Annotated in this window: 17 protein-coding genes; 16 read left to right on the forward strand and 1 reads right to left on the reverse strand. The window is 71.1% G+C overall.

What is annotated here, in order from left to right:
* The first annotated feature begins 12 nt into the window (after positions 1-12).
* From mltG to ACOKM3_RS33405, 10 genes are all read left to right on the forward strand, one after another.
* Positions 13-1,689 (forward strand): endolytic transglycosylase MltG, encoded by a 1,677-nt coding sequence (gene mltG / locus ACOKM3_RS33360; protein ID WP_426904958.1) that lies wholly within the window; start codon positions 13-15, stop codon positions 1,687-1,689.
* On the forward strand, positions 1,670-2,503 hold the full coding sequence (locus ACOKM3_RS33365; RefSeq protein WP_426904959.1) for a shikimate dehydrogenase: 834 nt from the start codon (positions 1,670-1,672) through the stop codon (positions 2,501-2,503). Before mltG ends, ACOKM3_RS33365 begins: the two co-directional genes overlap by 20 nt.
* A gap of 129 nt (positions 2,504-2,632) precedes the next feature.
* On the forward strand, positions 2,633-3,817 hold the full coding sequence (gene aroC / locus ACOKM3_RS33370; protein ID WP_385763055.1) for a chorismate synthase: 1,185 nt from the start codon (positions 2,633-2,635) through the stop codon (positions 3,815-3,817).
* Positions 3,814-4,332 carry a shikimate kinase gene (locus tag ACOKM3_RS33375; RefSeq protein WP_426904960.1) on the forward strand — a complete coding sequence of 173 codons (519 nt, stop codon included), beginning with the start codon at positions 3,814-3,816 and terminating at the stop codon, positions 4,330-4,332. Before aroC ends, ACOKM3_RS33375 begins: the two co-directional genes overlap by 4 nt.
* Positions 4,329-5,420, forward strand: coding sequence for a 3-dehydroquinate synthase (aroB, locus tag ACOKM3_RS33380; protein WP_426904961.1), 1,092 nt, complete (start codon positions 4,329-4,331; stop codon positions 5,418-5,420). The genes ACOKM3_RS33375 and aroB overlap by 4 nt, the downstream gene beginning before the upstream one ends.
* Before the next feature lie 320 nt (positions 5,421-5,740).
* Positions 5,741-6,607 carry a Pro-rich N-terminal domain-containing protein gene (locus ACOKM3_RS33385; protein WP_426904962.1) on the forward strand — a complete coding sequence of 289 codons (867 nt, stop codon included), beginning with the start codon at positions 5,741-5,743 and terminating at the stop codon, positions 6,605-6,607.
* 2,152 nt (positions 6,608-8,759) lie between these two features.
* Positions 8,760-9,878: a M24 family metallopeptidase gene (locus tag ACOKM3_RS33390; RefSeq protein ID WP_426904963.1), complete on the forward strand. Its 1,119-nt coding sequence runs from the start codon at positions 8,760-8,762 to the stop codon at positions 9,876-9,878.
* 61 nt (positions 9,879-9,939) lie between these two features.
* Positions 9,940-10,506, forward strand: a complete 567-nt coding sequence (gene efp / locus ACOKM3_RS33395) for an elongation factor P (RefSeq protein ID WP_385763064.1) — start codon at positions 9,940-9,942, stop codon at positions 10,504-10,506.
* A gap of 2 nt (positions 10,507-10,508) precedes the next feature.
* A complete protein-coding gene (gene nusB / locus ACOKM3_RS33400; protein WP_426904964.1) occupies positions 10,509-10,949 on the forward strand; it encodes a transcription antitermination factor NusB in 441 nt (146 codons plus the stop codon).
* A 198-nt stretch (positions 10,950-11,147) separates the two neighbouring features.
* Positions 11,148-12,590: a pyridoxal phosphate-dependent decarboxylase family protein gene (locus ACOKM3_RS33405; RefSeq protein WP_426904965.1), complete on the forward strand. Its 1,443-nt coding sequence runs from the start codon at positions 11,148-11,150 to the stop codon at positions 12,588-12,590.
* A 178-nt stretch (positions 12,591-12,768) separates the two neighbouring features.
* Here the strand turns inward: ACOKM3_RS33405 and bldD are convergent, their stop codons facing one another.
* A complete protein-coding gene (gene bldD / locus ACOKM3_RS33410) occupies positions 12,769-13,269 on the reverse strand; it encodes a transcriptional regulator BldD (protein WP_266721805.1) in 501 nt (166 codons plus the stop codon).
* 243 nt (positions 13,270-13,512) lie between these two features.
* Here bldD and pyrR point away from each other — a divergent pair, with 243 nt between their 5' ends.
* From pyrR to carB, 6 genes are all read left to right on the forward strand, one after another.
* Entirely contained in the window at positions 13,513-14,085 is a 573-nt protein-coding gene (pyrR, locus tag ACOKM3_RS33415) for a bifunctional pyr operon transcriptional regulator/uracil phosphoribosyltransferase PyrR (protein WP_266721807.1), read from the forward strand.
* A gap of 102 nt (positions 14,086-14,187) precedes the next feature.
* A complete protein-coding gene (locus tag ACOKM3_RS33420; protein ID WP_426904966.1) occupies positions 14,188-15,180 on the forward strand; it encodes an aspartate carbamoyltransferase catalytic subunit in 993 nt (330 codons plus the stop codon).
* Positions 15,181-15,182: 2 nt separating this feature from the next.
* Positions 15,183-16,472: a dihydroorotase gene (locus tag ACOKM3_RS33425; RefSeq protein WP_426904967.1), complete on the forward strand. Its 1,290-nt coding sequence runs from the start codon at positions 15,183-15,185 to the stop codon at positions 16,470-16,472.
* Positions 16,469-17,080, forward strand: coding sequence for a PH-like domain-containing protein (locus ACOKM3_RS33430; RefSeq protein ID WP_426904968.1), 612 nt, complete (start codon positions 16,469-16,471; stop codon positions 17,078-17,080). The genes ACOKM3_RS33425 and ACOKM3_RS33430 overlap by 4 nt, the downstream gene beginning before the upstream one ends.
* Positions 17,077-18,234, forward strand: coding sequence for a glutamine-hydrolyzing carbamoyl-phosphate synthase small subunit (gene carA / locus ACOKM3_RS33435; RefSeq protein WP_426904969.1), 1,158 nt, complete (start codon positions 17,077-17,079; stop codon positions 18,232-18,234). Before ACOKM3_RS33430 ends, carA begins: the two co-directional genes overlap by 4 nt.
* Positions 18,227-21,535 (forward strand): carbamoyl-phosphate synthase large subunit, encoded by a 3,309-nt coding sequence (gene carB / locus ACOKM3_RS33440; RefSeq protein WP_426904970.1) that lies wholly within the window; start codon positions 18,227-18,229, stop codon positions 21,533-21,535. Before carA ends, carB begins: the two co-directional genes overlap by 8 nt.
* Positions 21,536-21,584: the final 49 nt, after the last annotated feature.

Consider the following 21,584-nt stretch of genomic DNA (forward strand, 5'->3'; position numbering starts at 1 on the left):
TGTAGGGGACCGATGACTGAGTATGGCCGGGGCCAAGGCTCCGAACCGTGGCATCCCGCGGACCCGCTGTACGGGGACCAGGGATGGGGGCAGCAGGCCGGTGACGGCCAGGCTGCCTACGGAGGCCAGGGGAGTTACGACCCGCAGCAGGCCTACGGCGGTGACTGGGACACGTCCGGTCAGCAGGGCTACGGCTACGGGCAGGACCCCGGCCATGGCCAGGACCCCGGCTACGGGCAGGACCCCGGCCACGGTCAGGATCCCGGCTACGGCCAGCAGTCGTACGGCGGACAGCAGGGCCAGAACGGTGGCTGGGACTGGGACACCGGCTCGCAGGGCCAGCCGCCCTACGGCGTCGACCCCGCGGACCCGTACGGCACCGGTCAGCACGCCGCGTACAACGGCGAGGAGCCGGACTACTACAACACCCCCGGCGCCTACCCGCCGCCGGAGCCGCCGGGCCGGCGCCGCCCCCAGGACCCGGGGACCGGCTGGGACGCAGGACCCGATCAGGGCGAAGAGGCGTTCTTCAACGGCGGTGGCGACGACGAGGACGAGTACGACGAGGGCCGCGGCGGGCGTCGCGGACGCGGCGGCAAGAAGCCGAAGAAGCGGCGCAGCGGATGCGCGTGCCTGGTGCTCACGGCGATCTTCGCGGCCGGTGTCGGCGGCGTCGGCTATTTCGGCTACCAGTTCTACCAGGACCGTTTCGGCGCGGCCCCCGACTACGCGGGCGACGGGAACGGCGAGCAGGTCACCGTCGTCATCCCGAAGGGCTCCGGCGGTTACACGATCGGGCAGAAGCTGAAGGACGCCGGCGTCGTGCAGAGCGTCGACGCGTTCGTCGCCGCCCAGTCGGCGGACCCCAAGGGCAAGTCGATCCAGGACGGCGCGTACGTCATGGAGAAGCAGATGTCCTCGTCGAGCGCCGTCGACATGTTGCTCAGCCCGTCGAGCCGCGCCAACCTCACGATCCCCGAGGGCACCCGCAACGCGGCCGTCTACGCGAACATCGACAAGAAGCTCAAGGTCGCCAAGGGCACCACGGCCAAGGTCGCGAAGAAGGACTACAAGGACCTCGGCCTGCCCGACTGGGCGCTGAACCGCCCCCAGGTGAAGGACCCGCTGGAGGGCTTCCTCTATCCCTCGAGCTACGCGGCGGCCAAGGGCATGAAGCCCGAGGAGGTCCTCAAGGACATGGTCTCCCGGGCCGACAACAAGTACGAGGCCCTGGACCTGGAGGGCGAGGCCAAGAAGCTCGGCCTCAAGAACCCCTGGCAGGTGCTCACCGTCGCGAGCCTCGTACAGGCCGAGGGCAAGACGCACGACGACTTCCGCAAGATGTCCGAGGTCGTCTACAACCGCCTCAAGACGTCGAACACGGAGACCAACCAGCTCCTGCAGTTCGACTCGACCTTCAACTACCTCAAGGGTCAGAGCAACATCAACATCGGCGAGTCCGAGATCAACAGCAACAAGGACCCGTACAACACCTACACGCGCAAGGGCCTCCCGCCCGGTCCGATCGGCAACCCCGGCGATGTGGCCCTCGCGGCGACGCTCAACCCGACGGACGACGGCTGGATCTACTTCGTGGCCACGGACGGCATGCACAAGACCGAGTTCGCGAAGACCGGCGCCGAGTTCGAGAAGCTGAAGGACAAGTTCAATGCCAGCCAGGTCAACTGACGTGTGCAGGGCGGCAGTTCTGGGCTCGCCCATCGCCCACTCCCTCTCGCCGCAGCTGCACAACGCGGCGTACGCGGAGCTGGGTCTGGACGCGTGGAGGTACGACCGGTTCGAGACCGACGAGGCGGCGCTGCCGGGCTTCCTCGCCGGGCTCGGGCCCGAGTGGGCCGGGCTCTCGCTGACGATGCCGCTGAAGCGGGCGGTGATCCCGCTGCTCGACGAGATCACCGAGACCGCGCGCTCAGTGGAGGCCGTGAACACGGTCGTCCTCCAGGAGGACGGCCGCAAGATCGGCGACAACACCGACATCCCGGGGCTGATCGCGGCGCTGCACGAGCGCGGCGTGGAGAAGGTCGAGTCGGCGGCGATCCTCGGCGCGGGCGCGACCGCGTCCTCCGCGCTCGCCGCGCTCTCCCGGATCTGCACCGGCGAGGTCGTCACCTACGTACGCAGCGAGCAGCGGGCCGAGGAGATGCGCGGCTGGGGCGAGCGGCTGGACGTGCGGGTGCGCACGGCCGACTGGGCCGACGCGGCAGCGGCCTTCGAGGCGCCCCTGGTGATCGCCACGACGCCGAAGGGCGGCACGGATCACTTGGTCGAGGCGGTACCCGAAAGCGTCGGCACGCTCTTCGACGTCCTCTACGATCCGTGGCCCACGCCGCTGGCAGCGGCCTGGGAGCGGCGCGGCGGCCCGATCCTCAGCGGGCTCGACCTGCTCGTGCACCAGGCGGTCTTCCAGTTCGAGCAGTTCACCGGGGACACCCGCCCGGTGCTCGCCGCCATGCGCGCGGCGGGCGTGAAGGCGCTCGGCTGAGCGCTCGGCGTGTGGCTCGCGTCTCATGTCGCGTCCTGTGGCGTCCGCACCCCGGACACCGGAAACGTCGCGCTCGGCGGGCATGGGAGGATCGTTCCCATACACAGAGCGCGAGCATGAGGAGCACCGTTGAGCAGGTTGCGCTGGCTGACCGCGGGGGAGTCGCACGGCCCCGCACTCGTCGCGACGCTGGAGGGACTTCCCGCCGGCGTTCCGATCACCACGGAGATGGTGGCGGACCACCTGGCCCGGCGGCGCCTCGGCTATGGCCGCGGCGCGCGGATGAAATTCGAGCGCGACGAGGTCACCTTCCTCGGTGGCGTCCGGCACGGACTCACCCTCGGCTCCCCGGTCGCGATCATGGTCGGCAACACCGAGTGGCCCAAGTGGGAACAGGTCATGTCCGGTGACCCGGTCGACCCGGAGATCCTCAAGGACATGGCGCGCAACGCGCCGCTGACCCGCCCGCGCCCCGGCCACGCCGACCTCGCGGGCATGCAGAAGTACGGTTTCGACGAGGCCCGCCCGATCCTGGAGCGCGCCTCCGCCCGCGAGACGGCCGCCCGGGTCGCGCTCGGCGCGGTCGCCCGGTCGTACCTCAAGGAGACGGCCGGCATCGAGATCGTCAGCCACGTCGTCGAGCTGTGCTCGGTGAAGGCCCCGCAGGGCGTCTACCCGACCCCGGCCGACGTCGAGAAGCTGGACGCCGACCCGCTGCGCTGCCTGGACGCCGACGCGTCGAAGCAGATGGTGGCCGAGGTCGACCAGGCCCACAAGGACGGCGACACGCTCGGCGGCGTCGTCGAGGTCCTCGCCTACGACGTGCCGGTGGGCCTCGGCTCGCACGTGCACTGGGACCGCAAGCTCGACGCCCGCCTCGCCGGTGCGCTCATGGGCATCCAGGCCATCAAGGGTGTCGAGATCGGCGACGGCTTCGAGCTGGCGCGCGTGCCCGGTTCGCAGGCGCACGACGAGATCGTCAAGACGGACGACGGCATCCGCCGCGTCTCCGGCCACGCGGGCGGCACCGAGGGCGGCCTCTCCACCGGTGAGCTGCTGCGCGTACGCGCCGCGATGAAGCCGATCGCGACCGTGCCGCGCGCCCTCAAGACCGTGGACGTCGCCACCGGTGAGGCCACGCAGGCCCACCACCAGCGCTCCGACGTCTCCGCCGTGCCGGCCGCCGGCATCGTCGCCGAGGCGATGGTCGCGCTCGTCCTCGCGGACGCGGTCGCGGAGAAGTTCGGCGGCGACAGCGTGCCGGAGACCCGGCGCAACGTCACCTCGTACCTCGACAACCTCCAGATCCGGTGAGCGGCCCGCAGGTCGTCCTCGTCGGACCGATGGGGGTCGGCAAGTCGACGGTGGGCGCGCTGCTCGCCGAGCGGCTCGGCTGCGCCTACCGGGACACCGACGACGACATCGTCACCGCACAGGGCCGCACCATCGCGGAGATCTTCGTCGACGAGGGCGAGGCGCACTTCCGCGCCCTCGAGAAGGCCTCCGTGGCGGCCGCGCTCGCCGAGCACGAGGGCGTGCTCTCGCTCGGCGGCGGCGCGATCCTCGACGCCGACACCCGCGCCCTGCTGGCCGCCCACCCGACCGTCGTCTATCTCTCGATGGACGTCGAGGAAGCGGCCAAGCGGACCGGTCTGAACGCGGCCCGGCCGCTGCTCGCCATCAACCCCCGTAAGCAATGGCGGGAGTTGATGGAAGCGCGCCGGCATCTGTACACCGAGGTCGCCCAGGTGGTCGTGGCCACCGACGGCCGCACCCCCGAAGAGGTCGCCGAAGCGGTCCTCGACGCACTGGAGTTGAAGCAGGCATGAGCGAGGATGTGACCCGTATCCACGTCGGCGGCACCGCCGGCACGGACCCGTACGAGGTCCTGGTGGGGCGTCAACTCCTGGGTGAACTGGGCTCGTTGATCGGCGACAAGGTCAAGCGTGTCGCCATCGTGCACCCGGAGGCGCTCGCCGAGACCGGTGAGGCCCTCCGCGACGACCTGGCCGGCCAGGGCTTCGAGGCCATCGCCATCCAGGTGCCGAACGCCGAGGAGGCCAAGACCGCCGAGGTCGCCGCGTACTGCTGGAAGGCGCTCGGTCAGTCCGGATTCACCCGCTCCGACGTGATCGTCGGCGTCGGCGGCGGCGCGACCACGGACCTCGCCGGTTTCGTGGCCGCGACCTGGCTGCGCGGCGTCCGCTGGATCGCCATCCCGACGACCGTGCTCGCCATGGTGGACGCGGCCGTCGGCGGCAAGACCGGCATCAACACCGCCGAGGGCAAGAACCTGGTGGGCGCCTTCCACCCGCCGGCCGGTGTCCTGTGCGACCTGGCAGCCCTCGACTCCCTCCCGGTGCACGACTTCGTGTCCGGCCTCGCCGAGGTCATCAAGGCCGGCTTCATCGCCGACGAGAAGATCCTCGAACTCGTCGAGGAGGACCCGGAGTCGGCCCGTACGCCCACGGGCAAGCACACCGCCGAGCTGATCGAGCGCGCGATCCGGGTCAAGGCCGAGGTCGTCTCCTCCGACCTCAAGGAGTCGGGCCTGCGCGAGATCCTCAACTACGGGCACACGCTCGCGCACGCCATCGAGAAGAACGAGCGCTACAAGTGGCGGCACGGCGCGGCCGTCTCCGTCGGCATGCTCTTCGCCGCCGAACTCGGCCGCCTTGCAGGCCGGTTGGACGACGCGACGGCCGACCGCCACCGCACGGTCCTGGAATCGGTCGGGCTGCCCCTGACCTACCGCTACGACCAGTGGCCCAAGCTCCTCGAAACGATGAAGGTCGACAAGAAGTCCCGCGGCGACCTGCTGCGCTTCATCGTCCTCGACGGCCTTGGCAGGCCCACCGTCCTGGAGGGGCCGGACCCCGCGGTTCTGCTCGCCGCGTACGGCGAAGTGGCGGAATAGGGCGGTCCGTTCACGTTCGGGCACGTCATGACCTCCCCGGCCGTTCACACAACGGCGGCCGGGGACGGTACCGTTCAGTAGCGCCCCGTTCGCCGGCGCCCAGGGGCTGCCCGGCGGATCGGGCTGGACCCGGGTGACCGCGAATGTTCGGTTCCGGTGAGCGGGGTCTGGTGCGTGCAGCTGCAAGGCGGAGGAGGGCGTCAACGCGGAGCGTTGGCGACCGACGACAACGCCGCAGATGTGCGTGCCAGACCCCGCGACTCCAGCAGGATCCGCCGGGCAGCCCCTAGTGACCGTCGTACGAGATGGAGTGGCACCGGATGCAGCAAGCAGGGGGGTCTCCGCTGCCGCCGCCCCACCGGCCGGAGCACATGCCGGCCGGCCCCTTGCCGCAGGCGAGTCACGCACCCCAGCCGCCCGGCATGCCGGGCTTCAGCGGAGCGCCGCCGCACCACCCGCCGCCCGCTCAACCGCCGCACATCCAGGCGCCGCAGGCCCCGGGCCCACCACAGGCCGCGCATCCGCCGCAGCAGCCGCCGCGTGAGACCACCGGCCATGTGCAGCTCCCGACCGGCGCCCCCGTCGCGGTGCCGAGCCCGCCGCCCGCGCAGGCGCCCGCCGACGCGACCTCGACCACGCTCGCCGTGTTGCTCATCGGTCCCGCGGGTGCGGGCAAGACGAGCGTCGCGAAGCACTGGGCGGAGAGCCGGCGGGTCCCGACGGCCCACATCAGCCTCGACGACGTACGGGAATGGGTGCGCTCGGGCTTCGCGGACCCGCAGAGCGGCTGGAACGACAACAGCGAGGCGCAGTACCGGCTGGCCCGCCGCACTTGTGGTTTCGCCGCGCGCAACTTTTTGGCGAATGGAATCTCCTGCATCCTCGACGATGCGGTGTTCCCGGACCGGCCGGTGGTCGGCCTTGGCGGCTGGAAGCGGCACGTGGGGCCGGGGCTGCTTCCGGTGGTCCTCCTCCCCGGCCTGGAGATCGTCCTGGAGCGCAACTCCCGGCGCAGCGGCAACCGGCGTCTCACCGACGAGGAGGTGGCCCGCATCCACGGGCGGATGGCGGGCTGGTACGGCTCGGGCCTCCCGATCATCGACAACTCCCAACTGGACGTGCCCGGTACGGCACGGGTCCTGGACGACGTCCTGGCCCGAGCCATCACGAGCCCACCGAAGTGGTAGGCCCGGCGGCGGGGCGGGTGGGTTCTGCGGGTCGGCGGGGCCTACGGGGTTGGCTGGGTCGTAGGGGCCGCCTGCGGGGGCGGCGGGCTTGATAGCGGTGGGCTCTGCGGGGCCGGGGTAGGCGGTGCCCGTGCGCGGGTTCCTTCCGGCCGATGAGGCTGCGCGCACCCGGTGCCGGTGCCTTCCGGCTGACGAGGGCCTGCGGTAGCCGCGTGCGGGTTCCTTCCGCCCGACCAGGGGTTGCGGCGTCCCGTGCGGGTTCCTTCCGCCCGACCAGGGCCTGCGGTACCCCGTGCCGGTTCCCTCCGGCTGACGAGGGTCTGCGGTGCCCCGTGCCGGTTGCTTCCGCCTGGCGAGGGTCTGCGGTGCCCCGTGCCGGTGGCGAGGGCCTGCGGCGTCCCAGGCCGGTTCCTTCCGGCGGACGAGGCTCTTCGGTGCTCCGTGCCGGTTCCCTCCGCCTATCTCCCACCCACCCGCCCCCTCCAGGGGCGTCGGCCCCGCGGGGTGTTGCCCGTGGCGTGAGCGGTTTTGCCGCCCGCTGGGCTCTCTGCTTGTTGCGGTCGATCGGCCTACGCCGTGGGGCTCTGCCCCGGCCCCCGGCGGGCTCTGGTTCGTAAGGCGGGGCTGATTTTGCTGTACCGGCGTTGCGGCCTCGGGGCTCCGCCCCGGCCCCCGCTGCTCAATCGCCGCAGGGGCTGAAATTGCCCACCCGTAGGCGATCGCCCGGCTCCCGCCCGTCCCCTCCGGGGGCGTCGGGCCGACGGGGTCCGACCCCCCCGCCCGGGGCGATCCAACGCCGGCCACGGCTCCTCGCCCGTCGCAGTCGACGTGGCTCCGCCTGAGCTATCCGACGCCAACCACGGCTTCCCACCCGTTGCGGTCGGCCACCACCGCCTTGGGTGATCTGCGGCCACCACGTCTCCCCACCTGTCACCGTCGACGCCGCCCCGCCTTGGGTAACCTCCGCCAACCACGGCTCCCCACCCCGGCGTTCGGCCGCCACCGGCTTGGGCAATCTGCCGCCTGGGGCGGCAGGGTGGGCAAGGCGGCGCCCGGTGCCGCGCAACGAACACGGAAGCCCCGGCCCCGGTACAGGACGCCGACCTCGGCGCAGCGGGCCAGGCGCGGGTGGTCTGGAGCCCCGGAGGGGATGGGGGTGGGAGATGAGGGGGGGGGCATTGGCGCAGCCGGGGGCGGCGAGGCGCTGGGCCCGGCCCAGTGGGGTGCCGGTCCCGGCGAAGCTCCGCCCCTCGGTGCTACGTACTCATCACGGCGGGCGCCCCCCTGAGAAGGGCCGGGGCCCACTCCCGTCAGATGCGGGCTCCGGCGCAGAGCGGCCCAGGCCCGGGTGCGCCGAAGCCCCCGGTGGGGGCAGGGGAGAAGAGAGATGACCGGGAATCGGCGCAGCCGGGGAGGTGGGACGCCGCGCACCGATCCAGTGGCGCGTCGGCACCGGTGAAGCTCCGTCCTCTGCCGCTGCGCCCGCGTCACGGCAGGCGCCAAGCCTGAGGGGGGGCCGGGCCCGGGGACCGTACCTGACGCGATCCGGGCCCCGGCACCGAGGCCGGCCCCGGGCGGGCCGAAGCCCCCGGAGGGGGCGGGCGGGAGGGAGATGAGCGGGGGCCGGCGCAGCCAGAGCTGGTGCGGCGCCGTGCAATGACCGCAGCAGACGTTGCCCCGTAAGGCGCCCAAGCCTCGACACCGTGCCCGGTCCGGGCAGCCGCGGATCCCGGCAAGGCCCCAACCCCGGTACCGCGCATCAATCAGGCAGCCACGGATCCCGCCAAGGCCCCAACCGCCGGCACCGCGCACCAATCAGGCAGCCACGGATCCCGGCAAGGCCCCGACCGCCGGCACCGCGCACCAATCAGGCAGCCACGGACCCCGGCAAGGCTCCAACCCCCGGTACCGCGCACCAGACAGGCGACCGCGCTCCCCGGTAACGCCGGCCCCTGTTCGGCGCACCCATCGTGCGCCCCGCCCCGGCAAACCCCTACGCCCCGCGCACCACCCGCCCCCGGCACCAGCCCACCTGCCCCCCCCGGCACCAGCCCACGCGCTCCCGGCACCCGCCCACCCGCCCCACCCCCGGAGGGACCCGTCCGGACGCGCTTGGGCGGCCGTCGCCAGGGCCCGCTCGTACGCTCGCGTCATGGCAGAGGTGCACGCGGCCCGACGGGACCGGCTCAGAGAGCGCGCTACGGCGGGCGGCAGCGCGGCCGCCCTCGTCTCGCGGCCCGCCAACGTCCGCTACCTGGCGGGAACGGCACCGAAGGGCGCCGTCCTCCTGCTTGGCCGGGACCTCGGCGGCGGCGACGACCTCCTGCTGTGCGCGCGAGCGCCCGGCGACGAACCCGTCGACGGGCGGATGGACGAGACGCTGCGGGTGCAGGTCCTGGACGTGCCCGCAGGGGACCCGGCCGTCGCCGCCGCGGACGTGGCCGCGGCCCGCGGAGCCGACTCGCTCGCCGTCGAGGAGCACCACCTGACGGTGGCCCGGCACCGCGCGCTCGGTTCCGTGGCGCCCCGCCTCCGTCTGCTGGACCTCAACAGCGGTGTCGAGCAGCTCCGCCTCGTCAAGGACGAGGACGAGATCTCCTGTCTGCGGATAGCGGCAGAGATCGCCGACCAGGCGCTCGGTGAGCTGCTCGAATCCATCCTCGTCGGCCGGACGGAGCGGCACCTCTCCCTCGAGCTGGAACGTCGACTTGTCGATCACGGTGCCGACGGCGCCGCCTTCCCCACCTCCGTGGGCACGGGCCCGAACTCGGGGCGCGTGGCCCACCGGCCCACCGACCGCAGGGTCGAGGAGGGTGACTTCCTCTCCGTGTGCCTGGGCGCGACGTACCGCGGCTATCGCTGCGAGATCGGCCGTACGTTCGTCATCGGAACCTCACCCGCGGACTGGCAGATCGAGCTGTACGACCTCGTCTTCGCCGCCCAGCGGGCCGCCCGGGAGAGCCTGGCGCCGGGCGTCGAGTGCCGCGAAGTGGACCGGGCCGCCCGCCACGTCCTGGACGCGGCAGGGTATGGTGACGGGCTCGCGCCGCTGACCGGACACGGTGTGGGACTCGAAATCGACGAGGACCCGCAGTTGGCCCCCGCAGCCATGGGTAAACTGGACACTTGTGTGCCGGTCACCGTCGAGCCGGGGGTCCACCTCCCGGGTCGGGGCGGCGTCCGGATCGATGACACGCTCGTCGTCCGCCCCGAGGCGGACGGCGGACCCGAGCTACTCACCATCACGACCAAGGAGCTGCTCGCGCTCTAGCCCGCAAAGGCTGCTCGCGTGCCCCTGGGTCGTCCACGTCAGTCCAGGAGATTCCGCAACCGTGGCTTCCACGAACGACCTCAAGAACGGCCTGGTGCTCAAGCTCGACGGGGGCCAGCTCTGGTCCGTCGTCGAGTTCCAGCACGTCAAGCCCGGCAAGGGCCCTGCCTTCGTGCGCACCAAGCTCAAGAACGTGCTGTCCGGCAAGGTCGTCGACAAGACGTTCAACGCCGGCGTCAAGGTCGACACGGCCACCATTGACAAGCGCGACATGCAGTTCTCGTACATGGACGGCGACTACTTCGTCTTCATGGACATGCAGACGTACGACCAGCTGCACGTCGACCGCAAGGCCGTCGGCGACGCCGCCAACTTCCTGATCGAGGGCTTCGAGGCCACGGTCGCCCAGCACGAGGGCGAGGTGCTCTTCGTCGAGCTGCCGGCCGCCGTCGAGCTGGTCATCAAGGAGACCGAGCCGGGCGTCCAGGGCGACCGCTCCACCGGCGGCACCAAGCCCGCCATCCTGGAGACCGGCCACCAGATCCAGGTGCCGCTCTTCGTCACCCAGGGCGAGAAGATCAAGGTCGACACCCGCTCCAGCGACTACCTCGGCCGGGTGAACAGCTAACCGTGGCTGCCCGTAATACGGCCCGCAAGCGCGCCTTTCAGATCCTCTTCGAGGCAGACCAGCGCGGCGACGCCGTTGATGTACTGACGGTTCTCGCGGACTGGATCCGGCACTCCCGCAATGACACGCGGCAGCCCCCGGTCAGCGAGTACACGATGGAGCTGGTCGAGGGGTACGCCAAGCACGCGTCCCGGATCGACGAGCTCATCTCGCAGTACTCCGTCGGGTGGACCCTTGACCGGATGCCGGTCGTCGACCGCAACATCGTGCGGCTCGGCGCCTATGAGCTGGTCTGGGTCGACGGGACCCCGGACGCCGTGGTGATCGACGAGGCCGTACAGCTGGCCAAGGAGTTCTCCACCGACGAGTCACCGGCGTTCATCAACGGACTGTTGGGTCGCTTCAAGGACCTGAAGCCGTCCCTGCGCCGCGACGAGGCCTGAGCCCCGCCGCCGAGCGCAGCACCGTTCCGCGGGCCCGGAGCAGAACATGAACAATGTTCTGCTCCGGGCCTGGTGCGTTTCCGGGTACCTTCACTAGGTTCTGGTCATGTCACGACAGGCCTCCCCGCGCGCGTGCGCCTCGGCTACGGGTTCGGCTCCCTCGCCACCGCGCGATGCTCGGCGAGACGAGGAGTGCGTATGACGACCGACGACGCGATCCTGGCGCGGCTGACCGCACTGCGCGCGGGCGATCTGCCGGTGCACGGCGGGCGCACCATGGCGTACGTCTACGACTCCGGGCTCGAAGGCCTCGACGAGCTCGCGAACGCCGCGCAGGCCGCCTTCGCCGGGGTCAACGGGCTCGACATGACGGCGTTCCCGAGCGTCGTGGAGCTGGAGAACGACCTGGTGCGGCGCGGCACCGCGCTGCTCGGCGGCAGCGCCGGCACGTTCACCAGCGGCGGCACCGAGAGCTGCCTGCTCGCCGTCCTGACGGCGCGTCAGTACGCCCGCAGGGAGCGCGGGTTGACCGAGCCCGAACTCGTGCTGCCCCAGACGGCGCACGCCGCCTTCCACAAGGCCGCCGAACTCTTCGGCCTGCGCGTGGTGAGCGTCCCCGTCGACCCGGACACCTTCAAGGTGCGCCCGGCCGACATGGCCTCGGCGATCTCCGACCGCACCGCCCTGGTCGTCGTCTCCGCCCCCTCGTACGCGCACGGAGTCATCGACCCGGTCGTCGAAGTGGCGCAGGAGGCGGAGCGGCGCGGGGTGCTGTGCCACGTCGACGCGTGCATCGGCGGGTGGTACCTCGGGCATCTGCGGCACGCCGCGCGACAGGGACAGGACGTACCGGCCGTCCCGGAGTTCGACCTGTCCGTACCCGGCGTGACGTCGCTCTCCGTCGACCTGCACAAATACGCGTACACGGCGAAGGGCGCCTCGCTGCTGCTGTTCCGTGACGCAGGGCTGCGCCGCCACGGGTGGTTCGCGCACGCCGCCTGGCCCGGCTACCCCGTGGTCAACTCCACGCTCCAGGGCACCAAGTCGGCCGGGCCCCTCGCGGCGGCCTGGGCGGTGACGGAGCGCGTCGGCGCCGAAGGTTACGCGGTGCTGTCGACGCGCGTACACCGGACGACCCGCGCGCTCGCTGACGGTGTCGAACGGATCGACGGTCTGCGGCTCGCGGCGCGGCCCGAGGCGTCCCTGATCGCCGTGGCCTCCGACGACCCGGACATCGATGTCTTCGTAGTGGCGGACGAGCTGCGGGGGAGCGGCTGGTATCTGCAGCCGCAGCCGGCGTTCGGGGCCTCGCCGGCCACGCTGCATCTGACGGTGACCGCGGCGGTCGCGCAACAGGAGACGGCGCGGCTGCTCCTTGCCGAGCTGGAGAAAGCGGTGGAACGGGCCCGTGAGCTGGGGCCCGTTCGGGTGGATCCCGAGGTCGTCGAGGCCGCGGCCACGCTGGATCCGGACGCGCTGACATCGGAGGAGGTCGAGATCGCGCTGGCGCTCGCCGGGGTGGGGGAGGGCGGCCGGCTCCCGGAGCGGATGGCGCCCGTGCTCGCGGTGCTCCAGGCGCTCCCGCCGCGGCTGAGCGCGCGCCTGCTCCCCGAAGTGATCGGACGGCTGTTCCGGACGTGAGGGGAAGGCTCCGGCTGTCCGGGCGTTTTCAGCCCCGCCGTCGGACGAGAGGCAGCGGGGTCCGGGGCGGAGCCCCGCGGCGCGGGGCCCGGTGTTCCGGGCCCGAAACGCCTGAGGGGGCGGAGCCCGATCGCTCCGCCCCCTCAGGGCTGTGACGTTTCTTCTGTGCGCGTCCGGATCAGACGTCGTCGTGCGCCACCGCGCGCCGCGCGTCCGCGTCGAGCACGCCCCAGCTGATCAGCTGCTCGGTCAGGACCGAGGGCGACTGGTCGTAGATGACGGCGAGGGTGCGCAGGTCGTCCTGGCGGATCGAGAGCACCTTGCCGTTGTAGTCACCGCGCTGCGACTGGATCGTGGCGGCGTAACGCTGCAGCGGGCCCGCCTTCTCCGGCGGCACGTGGGCCAGACGCTCCAGGTCGAGGCGCAGCTTCGGCGGCGGCTCGGCGGCGCCACCCGGGGTGGTGCCCGGCAACAGTTCCTGCACCGGCACGCCGTAGAAGTCCGCCAGTTCGGCGAGACGCTGCACGGTCACGGCACGGTCGCCGCGCTCGTACGACCCCACCACGACCGCCTTCCAGCGTCCCTGGGACTTCTCCTCGACACCGTGGAGGGAAAGGCCCTGCTGGGTACGGATCGCGCGGAGCTTCGCCCCGAGCTGTTTGGCGTATTCGCTGGACATATAGCTCCCCGGACACTGCATCACTAAGCGGCTGCGCCGCGTGGCTGTAACTCACTGTGAGGTTACGCAGCGTTACTTGGCCGCGTCAAGCCGAATGGTCCGTACCGACCTTCTCGTGAATTCCGCGGTCTCGCACCTCCAGGCGGGTGATCAGCGATGTTGTGGGGGCTGGTAGTGTTGACGACGCAAATCCGACGTCCTTTAAGGTCCGTCCCGTGAGGCGGAGAAGGGGGTCCGTTTCGTATGGACACGCAGCAGTCCGATGCCCGGCCCGTACTCGAAGGCCCTGACATCGCGCGGGTACTGACCCGTATCGCCCACGAGATCGTCGAGCGCGCCAAGGGCGCCGAGGACGTGGTTCTCCTGGGCATCCCCACGCGAGGCGTCTTCCTCGCCCGCCGGCTGGCCGAGAAGCTCGAAGAGATCACCGGCCGCGCCATCCCCGTCGGCTCGCTCGACATCACGATGTACCGCGACGACCTGCGCATGCACCCGCCGCGCGCGCTCGCCCGCACCGAGATCCCGGGTGACGGCATCGACGGCCGCCTCGTGGTCCTCGTCGACGACGTGCTCTTCTCCGGCCGCACCATCCGCGCCGCCCTCGACGCCCTGAACGACATCGGGCGCCCGCGTGCCGTGCAGCTCGCCGTCCTCGTCGACCGCGGCCACCGCGAACTGCCCATCCGTGCCGACTACGTCGGCAAGAACCTCCCCACGTCGCTGCGGGAGACGGTCAAGGTCCAGCTCGCCGAGGAGGACGGCCGCGACGCCGTGCTGCTCGGTGCCAAGCCGGACGCCCAGGCGGCCGAGCAGTAGCACCCCTTCCCGCCGTGCGCCCACCCGCGGACGGCCCGACAGGTGTGCCCTCGCGCGCCCGTATGTCCTGAATCTCCTGAACTGCCTTACGGAGCACCCCAGATGATGCGACACCTCATCTCGGCCGCCGACCTCTCCCGCGACGATGCCGTGCACATCCTCGACACCGCCGAGGAGATGGCCCGCGTCGCCGACCGGCCCATCAAGAAGCTGCCCGCGCTGCGCGGCCGGACCATCTGCAACCTGTTCTTCGAGGACTCGACGCGTACGCGGATCTCGTTCGAGGCCGCCGAGAAGCGCCTGTCCGCCGACGTCATCAACTTCGCCGCCAAGGGGTCGAGCGTCTCCAAGGGCGAGTCCCTCAAGGACACCGCCCAGACCCTCGAGGCCATGGGCGTCGACGCCGTCGTCATCCGGCACGGCGCGTCCGGCGCCCCGTACCGGCTCGCGACCTCCGGCTGGATCGACGCCCCGGTGATCAACGCCGGTGACGGCACCCACCAGCACCCCACGCAGGCGCTGCTCGACGCCTTCACGATGCGCCGCCGGCTCGTCGGCCGGGACGCCGGGATCGGCCAGGGGCTCGACGGCAAGCGCGTCACGATCGTCGGCGACGTGCTGCACAGCCGCGTCGCCCGTTCGAACGTCGACCTGCTGCACACGCTCGGCGCCGAGGTCACCCTCGTCGCGCCGCCCACCCTGGTGCCGGTCGGCGTCGAGACCTGGCCGTGCGAGGTCAGTTACGACCTGGACTCCACGCTCACCAAGTCCGACGCGGTGATGATGCTGCGCGTGCAGCGGGAGCGGATGAACGCCGCGTTCTTCCCGACCGAACGCGAGTACTCCCGCCGCTACGGGCTCGACGGCGACCGTATGGCGCGGATGCCGGAGCACTCCATCGTGATGCACCCCGGCCCGATGGTCCGCGGCATGGAGATCACCGCCGAGGTCGCCGACTCCGACCGCTGCACGGTCATCGAGCAGGTCGCCAACGGCGTGCACACGCGGATGGCCGTTCTGTACCTGCTTCTCGGCGGCAACGAGCCCGCCGTCAGCCACACCCGCCCCACCACTGGTTCCGAGGAGAGCAAGTAATCATGAGCAAGACCCTGATCCGTGGTGCGAAGGTGCTCGGCGGCGAGCCGCAGGACGTGCTGATCGACGGTGGCGTGATCGCCGAGGTCGGCACCGGACTGTCCGCCGACGGCGTCGAGACCGTCGTCGAGGCCGGGGGCAAGGTGCTCCTCCCGGGCCTCGTCGACCTCCACACCCACCTGCGCGAGCCCGGCCGCGAGGACTCCGAGACCGTCCTGACCGGCACGCAGGCCGCCGCCTCCGGTGGCTACACGAACGTGTTCGCCATGGCCAACACGTTCCCGGTCGCCGACACCGCCGGCGTCGTCGAGCAGGTCTACCGGCTCGGCCAGGAGCACGGATACTGCGACGTGCAGCCCATCGGCGCCGTCACCGTCGGCCTGGAGGGCGTCAAGCTCGCCGAGCTGGGCGCCATGCACGAGTCCGCCGCCGGCGTCACCGTCTTCTCCGACGACGGCAAGTGCGTCCACGACGCCGTGATCATGCGCCGCGCCCTGGAGTACGTGAAGGCCTTCGGCGGCGTCGTCGCGCAGCACGCGCAGGAGCCGCGCCTCACCGAGGGCGCCCAGATGAACGAGGGCACCGTCTCCGCCGAGCTCGGCCTCGGCGGCTGGCCCGCGGTGGCCGAGGAATCGATCATCGCCCGGGACGTCCTGCTCGCCGAGCACGTCGGCTCCCGCGTGCACATCTGCCACCTGTCGACCGCGGGCTCCGTCGAGATCATCCGCTGGGCCAAGTCCCGCGGCATCGACGTCACCGCCGAGGTCACCCCGCACCACCTCCTGCTCACCGACGAGATGGTGCGCTCGTACAACCCGGTCTACAAGGTCAACCCGCCGCTGCGTACCGAGAAGGACGTCATGGCGCTGCGCGAGGCGCTGGCCGACGGCACGATCGACATCGTCGCCACCGACCACGCCCCGCACCCGCACGAGGACAAGGACTGCGAGTGGGCCGCGGCCGCCATGGGCATGGTGGGCCTGGAGACCGCGCTCAGCGTGGTCCAGCAGACGATGGTCGAGACGGGCCTGCTCAGCTGGGCCGGGGTCGCCGACCGGATGTCGGTGAAGCCCGCCGAGATCGGACAGGCCCACGGCCATGGACGTCCCGTCTCGGCAGGTGAGCCCGCGAACCTGGTTCTGGTCGACGCCGACTACCGTGGTGACGTGGACCCCGCGGGCTTCGCCTCCCGCAGCCGCAACACCCCGTACGAGGGCCGTGAGCTGCCGGGGCGCGTCACCCACACCTGGCTGCGGGGCAAGGCCACCCTCGCCGACGGGAAGCTCGCGTGACACCTCTGCAACCACTCGCCGGACCATTCGCCGTCCTCGCCGCCGAACAGAAGTCGGCGGAGGTCACCGACTGGCCGAACCGGATCGGCTGGATCGTCGGACTGCTGCTCTTCATCGCGCTCGTCTACTGGCTGATGCGCCAGGGCTGGAAGTGGCGCGGCACCCTGCAGGGCGACCTGCCGCCGCTTCCCGACGCGCCTTCGGAGCAGGGCCCGGCGAAACTGGAGCTGAGCGGCCGCTACCACGGCTCCACCACGGCAGGGCAGTGGCTCGACCGCATCGTGGCGCACGGCCTCGGCACCCGCAGCCGCGTGGAGCTGACGCTCACCGACGAGGGCCTGACCGCCGTACGCCCCGGAGCGAGCGACTTCTTCGTCCCCGCGGACGCGCTGCGCGAGGCCCGGCTCGACAAGGGCATCGCCGGCAAGGTCCTCACGGAGGGCGGCCTGTTGATCGTCACCTGGGCGCACGGCGACAAGCTGATCGACTCCGGATTCCGCTCCGACCACGCCGCCGAGCAGGCGGAGTGGGTCACCGCAATCAACAACATGATCGACAAGAACACCACGCACGTCACGAACGTCACGACGGAAGGCACCGCACGATGACCACCTCCAAGCAGGGGAGCCCCTCCACGAGGACAGAGGTGCTTCCCGCCGTGCTCGTCCTGGAGGACGGCCGGGTGTTCCGCGGCCGCGCCTACGGGGCCGTGGGGGAGACCTTCGGCGAGGCCGTGTTCTCCACCGGCATGACCGGCTACCAGGAGACCCTCACCGACCCGTCGTACGACCGCCAGATCGTGGTCGCGACCGCCCCGCAGATCGGCAACACGGGCTGGAACGACGAGGACGACGAGTCGAAGCGCATCTGGGTCTCCGGCTACGTCGTGCGCGACCCCGCGCGCGTGCCGTCCAACTGGCGCGCCAAGCGCAGCCTGGACGACGAGCTGGTCGCGCAGGACATCGTCGGAATCTCCGGCATCGACACCCGCGCCCTCACCCGGCACCTGCGCGAGAGCGGCTCCATGCGCTCCGGCATCTTCTCCGGTGAGACGCTCCCGGCCGACGCCGAGCTCGTCGCCAAGGTCCAGGCGCAGCCCCAGATGAAGGGCGCCTCGCTCTACGAAGAGGTCGCCACCAAGGAGGCGTACGTCGTCGAGGCCATCGGTGAGAAGAAGTTCACCGTCGCCGCCATCGACCTCGGCATCAAGGGCATGACCCCGCACCGCATGGCCGAGCGCGGCATCGAGGTGCACGTGCTGCCGGCCACCGCGACGCCCGAGGACGTGTACGCCGTGAACCCCGACGGCGTGTTCTTCTCCAACGGCCCGGGCGACCCGGCCACCGCAGAGGGCCCGGTCGCGCTGATGACCGCCGTGCTGGAGCGCAAGACGCCGCTGTTCGGCATCTGCTTCGGCAACCAGATCCTCGGCCGCGCCCTCGGCTTCGGCACGTTCAAGCTGAAGTACGGCCACCGCGGCATCAACCAGCCGGTGCAGGACCGCACGACCGGCAAGGTCGAGGTCACCGCCCACAACCACGGCTTCGCCGTGGACGCGCCGCTGGACAAGGTGAGCGACACCAAGTTCGGCCGCGCCGAGGTCTCCCACGTGTGCCTCAACGACAACGTCGTGGAGGGGCTCCAGCTGCTCGACCAGCCGGGCTTCTCCGTCCAGTACCACCCCGAAGCGGCGGCCGGTCCGCACGACGCCGCGTACCTGTTCGACCGCTTCGTGTCTCTGATGGAGTCCGCCCGTGCCTAAGCGCAACGACCTGAAGTCCGTACTCGTCATCGGCTCGGGCCCGATCGTCATCGGCCAGGCCGCGGAGTTCGACTACTCCGGCACCCAGGCCTGCCGGGTGCTGAAGAAGGAGGGCCTGCGGGTCATCCTCGTCAACTCCAACCCGGCGACGATCATGACCGACCCGGAGATCGCCGACGCCACGTACGTCGAGCCGATCACCCCCGAGTTCGTCGAGAAGATCATCGCCAAGGAGCGCCCCGACGCGCTCCTGCCCACCCTCGGCGGCCAGACCGCGCTCAACACCGCGATCTCGATGCACGACCAGGGCGTCCTCGAGAAGTACGGCGTCGAGCTGATCGGCGCCAACGTCGAGGCGATCAACAAGGGTGAGGACCGCGACCTCTTCAAGGAGGTCGTCGAAGAGGTCAAGAAGAAGATCGGGCACGGCGAGTCCGCCCGCTCGTACATCTGCCACTCCATGGACGACGTCATGAAGGGCGTCGAGGAGCTCGGCGGCTACCCCGTCGTCGTCCGCCCCTCCTTCACCATGGGCGGCGCCGGTTCCGGCTTCGCGCACGACGAGGAGGAGCTGCGCCGCATCGCCGGTCAGGGCCTCACGCTCTCCCCGACCACCGAGGTGCTCCTGGAGGAGTCCATCCTCGGCTGGAAGGAGTACGAGCTGGAGCTGATGCGCGACAAGAACGACAACGTCGTGGTCGTCTGCTCCATCGAGAACTTCGACCCGATGGGCGTGCACACCGGTGACTCGATCACCGTCGCCCCGTCGATGACCCTCACCGACCGCGAGTACCAGCGGCTGCGCGACATCGGCATCGCGATCATCCGCGAGGTCGGCGTCGACACCGGCGGCTGCAACATCCAGTTCGCGATCAACCCCGAAGACGGCCGCGTCATCGTCATCGAGATGAACCCGCGCGTCTCCCGCTCGTCCGCCCTCGCCTCCAAGGCCACCGGCTTCCCGATCGCGAAGATCGCCGCCAAGCTGGCCGTGGGCTACACGCTGGACGAGATCCCGAACGACATCACCGAGAAGACGCCGGCCTCCTTCGAGCCGACGCTCGACTACGTGGTCGTGAAGGCCCCGCGCTTCGCCTTCGAGAAGTTCCCGAGCGCCGACTCCACGCTGACCACGACCATGAAGTCGGTCGGCGAGGCCATGGCCATCGGCCGCAACTTCACCGAGGCGTTCCAGAAGGCGCTGCGCTCGCTGGAGAAGGCGGGCTCGCAGTTCTCCTTCGTCGGCGAGACCGGCGACAAGACCGCCCTCCTCGAAGAGGCCGTCCGCCCGACCGACGGCCGCATCAACACCGTCATGGAGGCGATCCGCGCCGGCGCCACGCCCCAGGAGATCTTCGACTACACGAAGATCGACCCGTGGTTCGTGGACCAGCTCTTCCTCATCAAGGAGGTCGCCGACGAGCTCGCGGCCGCCCCCGAGCTGACCCGCGAGCTGATCGCCGAGGCCAAGCGGCACGGCTTCTCCGACCGCCAGATCGCCGAGATCCGCGGCCTGCGCCAGGACGTCGTCCGCGAGGTCAGGCACGCCCTCGGCGTCCGCCCGGTCTACAAGACGGTCGACACCTGCGCCGCCGAGTTCGCCGCCAAGACGCCGTACTTCTACTCCTCGTACGACGAGGAGAGCGAGGTCGCGCCGCGCGAGAAGCCCGCCGTGATCATCCTCGGCTCCGGCCCGAACCGCATCGGCCAGGGCATCGAGTTCGACTACTCCTGCGTCCACGCCTCCTTCGCGCTCAGCGACGCGGGCTACGAGACCGTGATGGTCAACTGCAACCCGGAGACGGTCTCCACGGACTACGACACGTCCGACCGCCTCTACTTCGAGCCGCTGACCCTCGAGGACGTCCTGGAGATCGTCCACGCGGAGTCGCTCGCGGGCCCGATCGCGGGCGTCATCGTGCAGCTCGGCGGCCAGACCCCGCTGGGCCTCGCGCAGGCGCTCAAGGACAACGGAGTGCCCGTCGTCGGCACGCCCCCGGAGGCGATCCACGCCGCCGAGGACCGCGGCGCCTTCGGCCGCGTGCTCGCGGAGGCAGGTCTCCCGGCCCCGAAGCACGGCACCGCCACGACGTTCGCGGAGGCGAAGACGATCGCCGACGAGATCGGCTACCCGGTCCTCGTCCGCCCGTCGTACGTGCTCGGCGGCCGCGGCATGGAGATCGTCTACGACGAGGAGCGCCTCTCCTCGTACATCGAGGAGTCGACGGAGATCAGCCCCTCGCGGCCGGTCCTCGTCGACCGCTTCCTCGACGACGCGATCGAGATCGACGTCGACGCGCTCTACGACGGCGAGGAGCTCTACCTCGGCGGCGTCATGGAGCACATCGAGGAGGCCGGCATCCACTCCGGCGACTCGGCGTGCGCCCTGCCCCCGATCACGCTGGGCGGCTACGACATCAAGCGCCTGCGCGCCTCCACGGAGGGCATCGCCAAGGGCGTCGGCGTCCGCGGCCTCATCAACATCCAGTTCGCCATGGCCGGGGACATCCTCTACGTCCTGGAGGCCAACCCGCGCGCCTCCCGCACGGTCCCCTTCACCTCGAAGGCGACCGCGGTGCCGCTCGCGAAGGCCGCCGCCCGCATCTCGCTGGGCGCCACCGTCGCCGAGCTGCGCGCCGAGGGCCTGCTCCCGAAGACCGGCGACGGCGGCACGCTGCCGATGGACGCGCCGATCTCCGTCAAGGAGGCCGTCATGCCGTGGTCGCGCTTCCGCGACATCCACGGCCGCGGCGTCGACACGGTCCTCGGCCCGGAGATGCGCTCCACCGGCGAGGTCATGGGCATCGACTCCGTCTTCGGCACGGCGTACGCCAAGTCGCAGGCGGGCGCCTACGGTCCGCTGCCGACGAAGGGCCGGGCGTTCATCTCCGTCGCCAACCGCGACAAGCGCTCGATGATCTTCCCGGCGCGCGAGCTGGTCGCCCACGGCTTCGAGCTGCTCGCCACGTCCGGCACCGCCGAGGTCCTCAAGCGCAACGGCATCAACGCCACGGTCGTGCGCAAGCAGTCCGAGGGCGAGGGCCCGAACGGCGAGAAGACGATCGTCCAGCTGATCCACGACGGCGACGTCGACCTGATCGTCAACACCCCGTACGGCACCGGCGGCCGCCTCGACGGCTACGACATCCGTACGGCGGCGGTCTCCCGCTCCGTGCCGTGCCTGACCACGGTCCAGGCGCTCGCCGCGGCCGTCCAGGGCATCGAGGCGCTGGGCCACGGGGACGTGGGCGTGCGCTCGCTGCAGGAACACGCGGAACACTTGACGGCGGCCCGCGACTAAAAGACCCGGCACAGGCTCCAGCAGCCCAAGAGGGGGACACCACAACGGT

The sequence above is a fragment of the Streptomyces nidicola genome, from assembly GCF_050106155.1.
Lineage (GTDB): Bacteria > Actinomycetota > Actinomycetes > Streptomycetales > Streptomycetaceae > Streptomyces.

Coding starts and splice junctions, on each gene's coding strand:
- pyrR (WP_266721807.1), top strand. CDS start 13,513: ATGGACACGCAGCAGTCCGATGCCCGGCCCGTACTCGAAGGCCCTGAC.
- aroB (WP_426904961.1), top strand. CDS start 4,329: ATGAGCGAGGATGTGACCCGTATCCACGTCGGCGGCACCGCCGGCACG.
- ACOKM3_RS33405 (WP_426904965.1), top strand. CDS start 11,148: ATGACGACCGACGACGCGATCCTGGCGCGGCTGACCGCACTGCGCGCG.
- bldD (WP_266721805.1), bottom strand. CDS start 13,269: ATGTCCAGCGAATACGCCAAACAGCTCGGGGCGAAGCTCCGCGCGATC.
- ACOKM3_RS33385 (WP_426904962.1), top strand. CDS start 5,741: ATGCAGCAAGCAGGGGGGTCTCCGCTGCCGCCGCCCCACCGGCCGGAG.
- ACOKM3_RS33425 (WP_426904967.1), top strand. CDS start 15,183: ATGAGCAAGACCCTGATCCGTGGTGCGAAGGTGCTCGGCGGCGAGCCG.
- ACOKM3_RS33420 (WP_426904966.1), top strand. CDS start 14,188: ATGATGCGACACCTCATCTCGGCCGCCGACCTCTCCCGCGACGATGCC.
- mltG (WP_426904958.1), top strand. CDS start 13: ATGACTGAGTATGGCCGGGGCCAAGGCTCCGAACCGTGGCATCCCGCG.
- ACOKM3_RS33390 (WP_426904963.1), top strand. CDS start 8,760: ATGGCAGAGGTGCACGCGGCCCGACGGGACCGGCTCAGAGAGCGCGCT.
- ACOKM3_RS33365 (WP_426904959.1), top strand. CDS start 1,670: ATGCCAGCCAGGTCAACTGACGTGTGCAGGGCGGCAGTTCTGGGCTCG.
- carA (WP_426904969.1), top strand. CDS start 17,077: ATGACCACCTCCAAGCAGGGGAGCCCCTCCACGAGGACAGAGGTGCTT.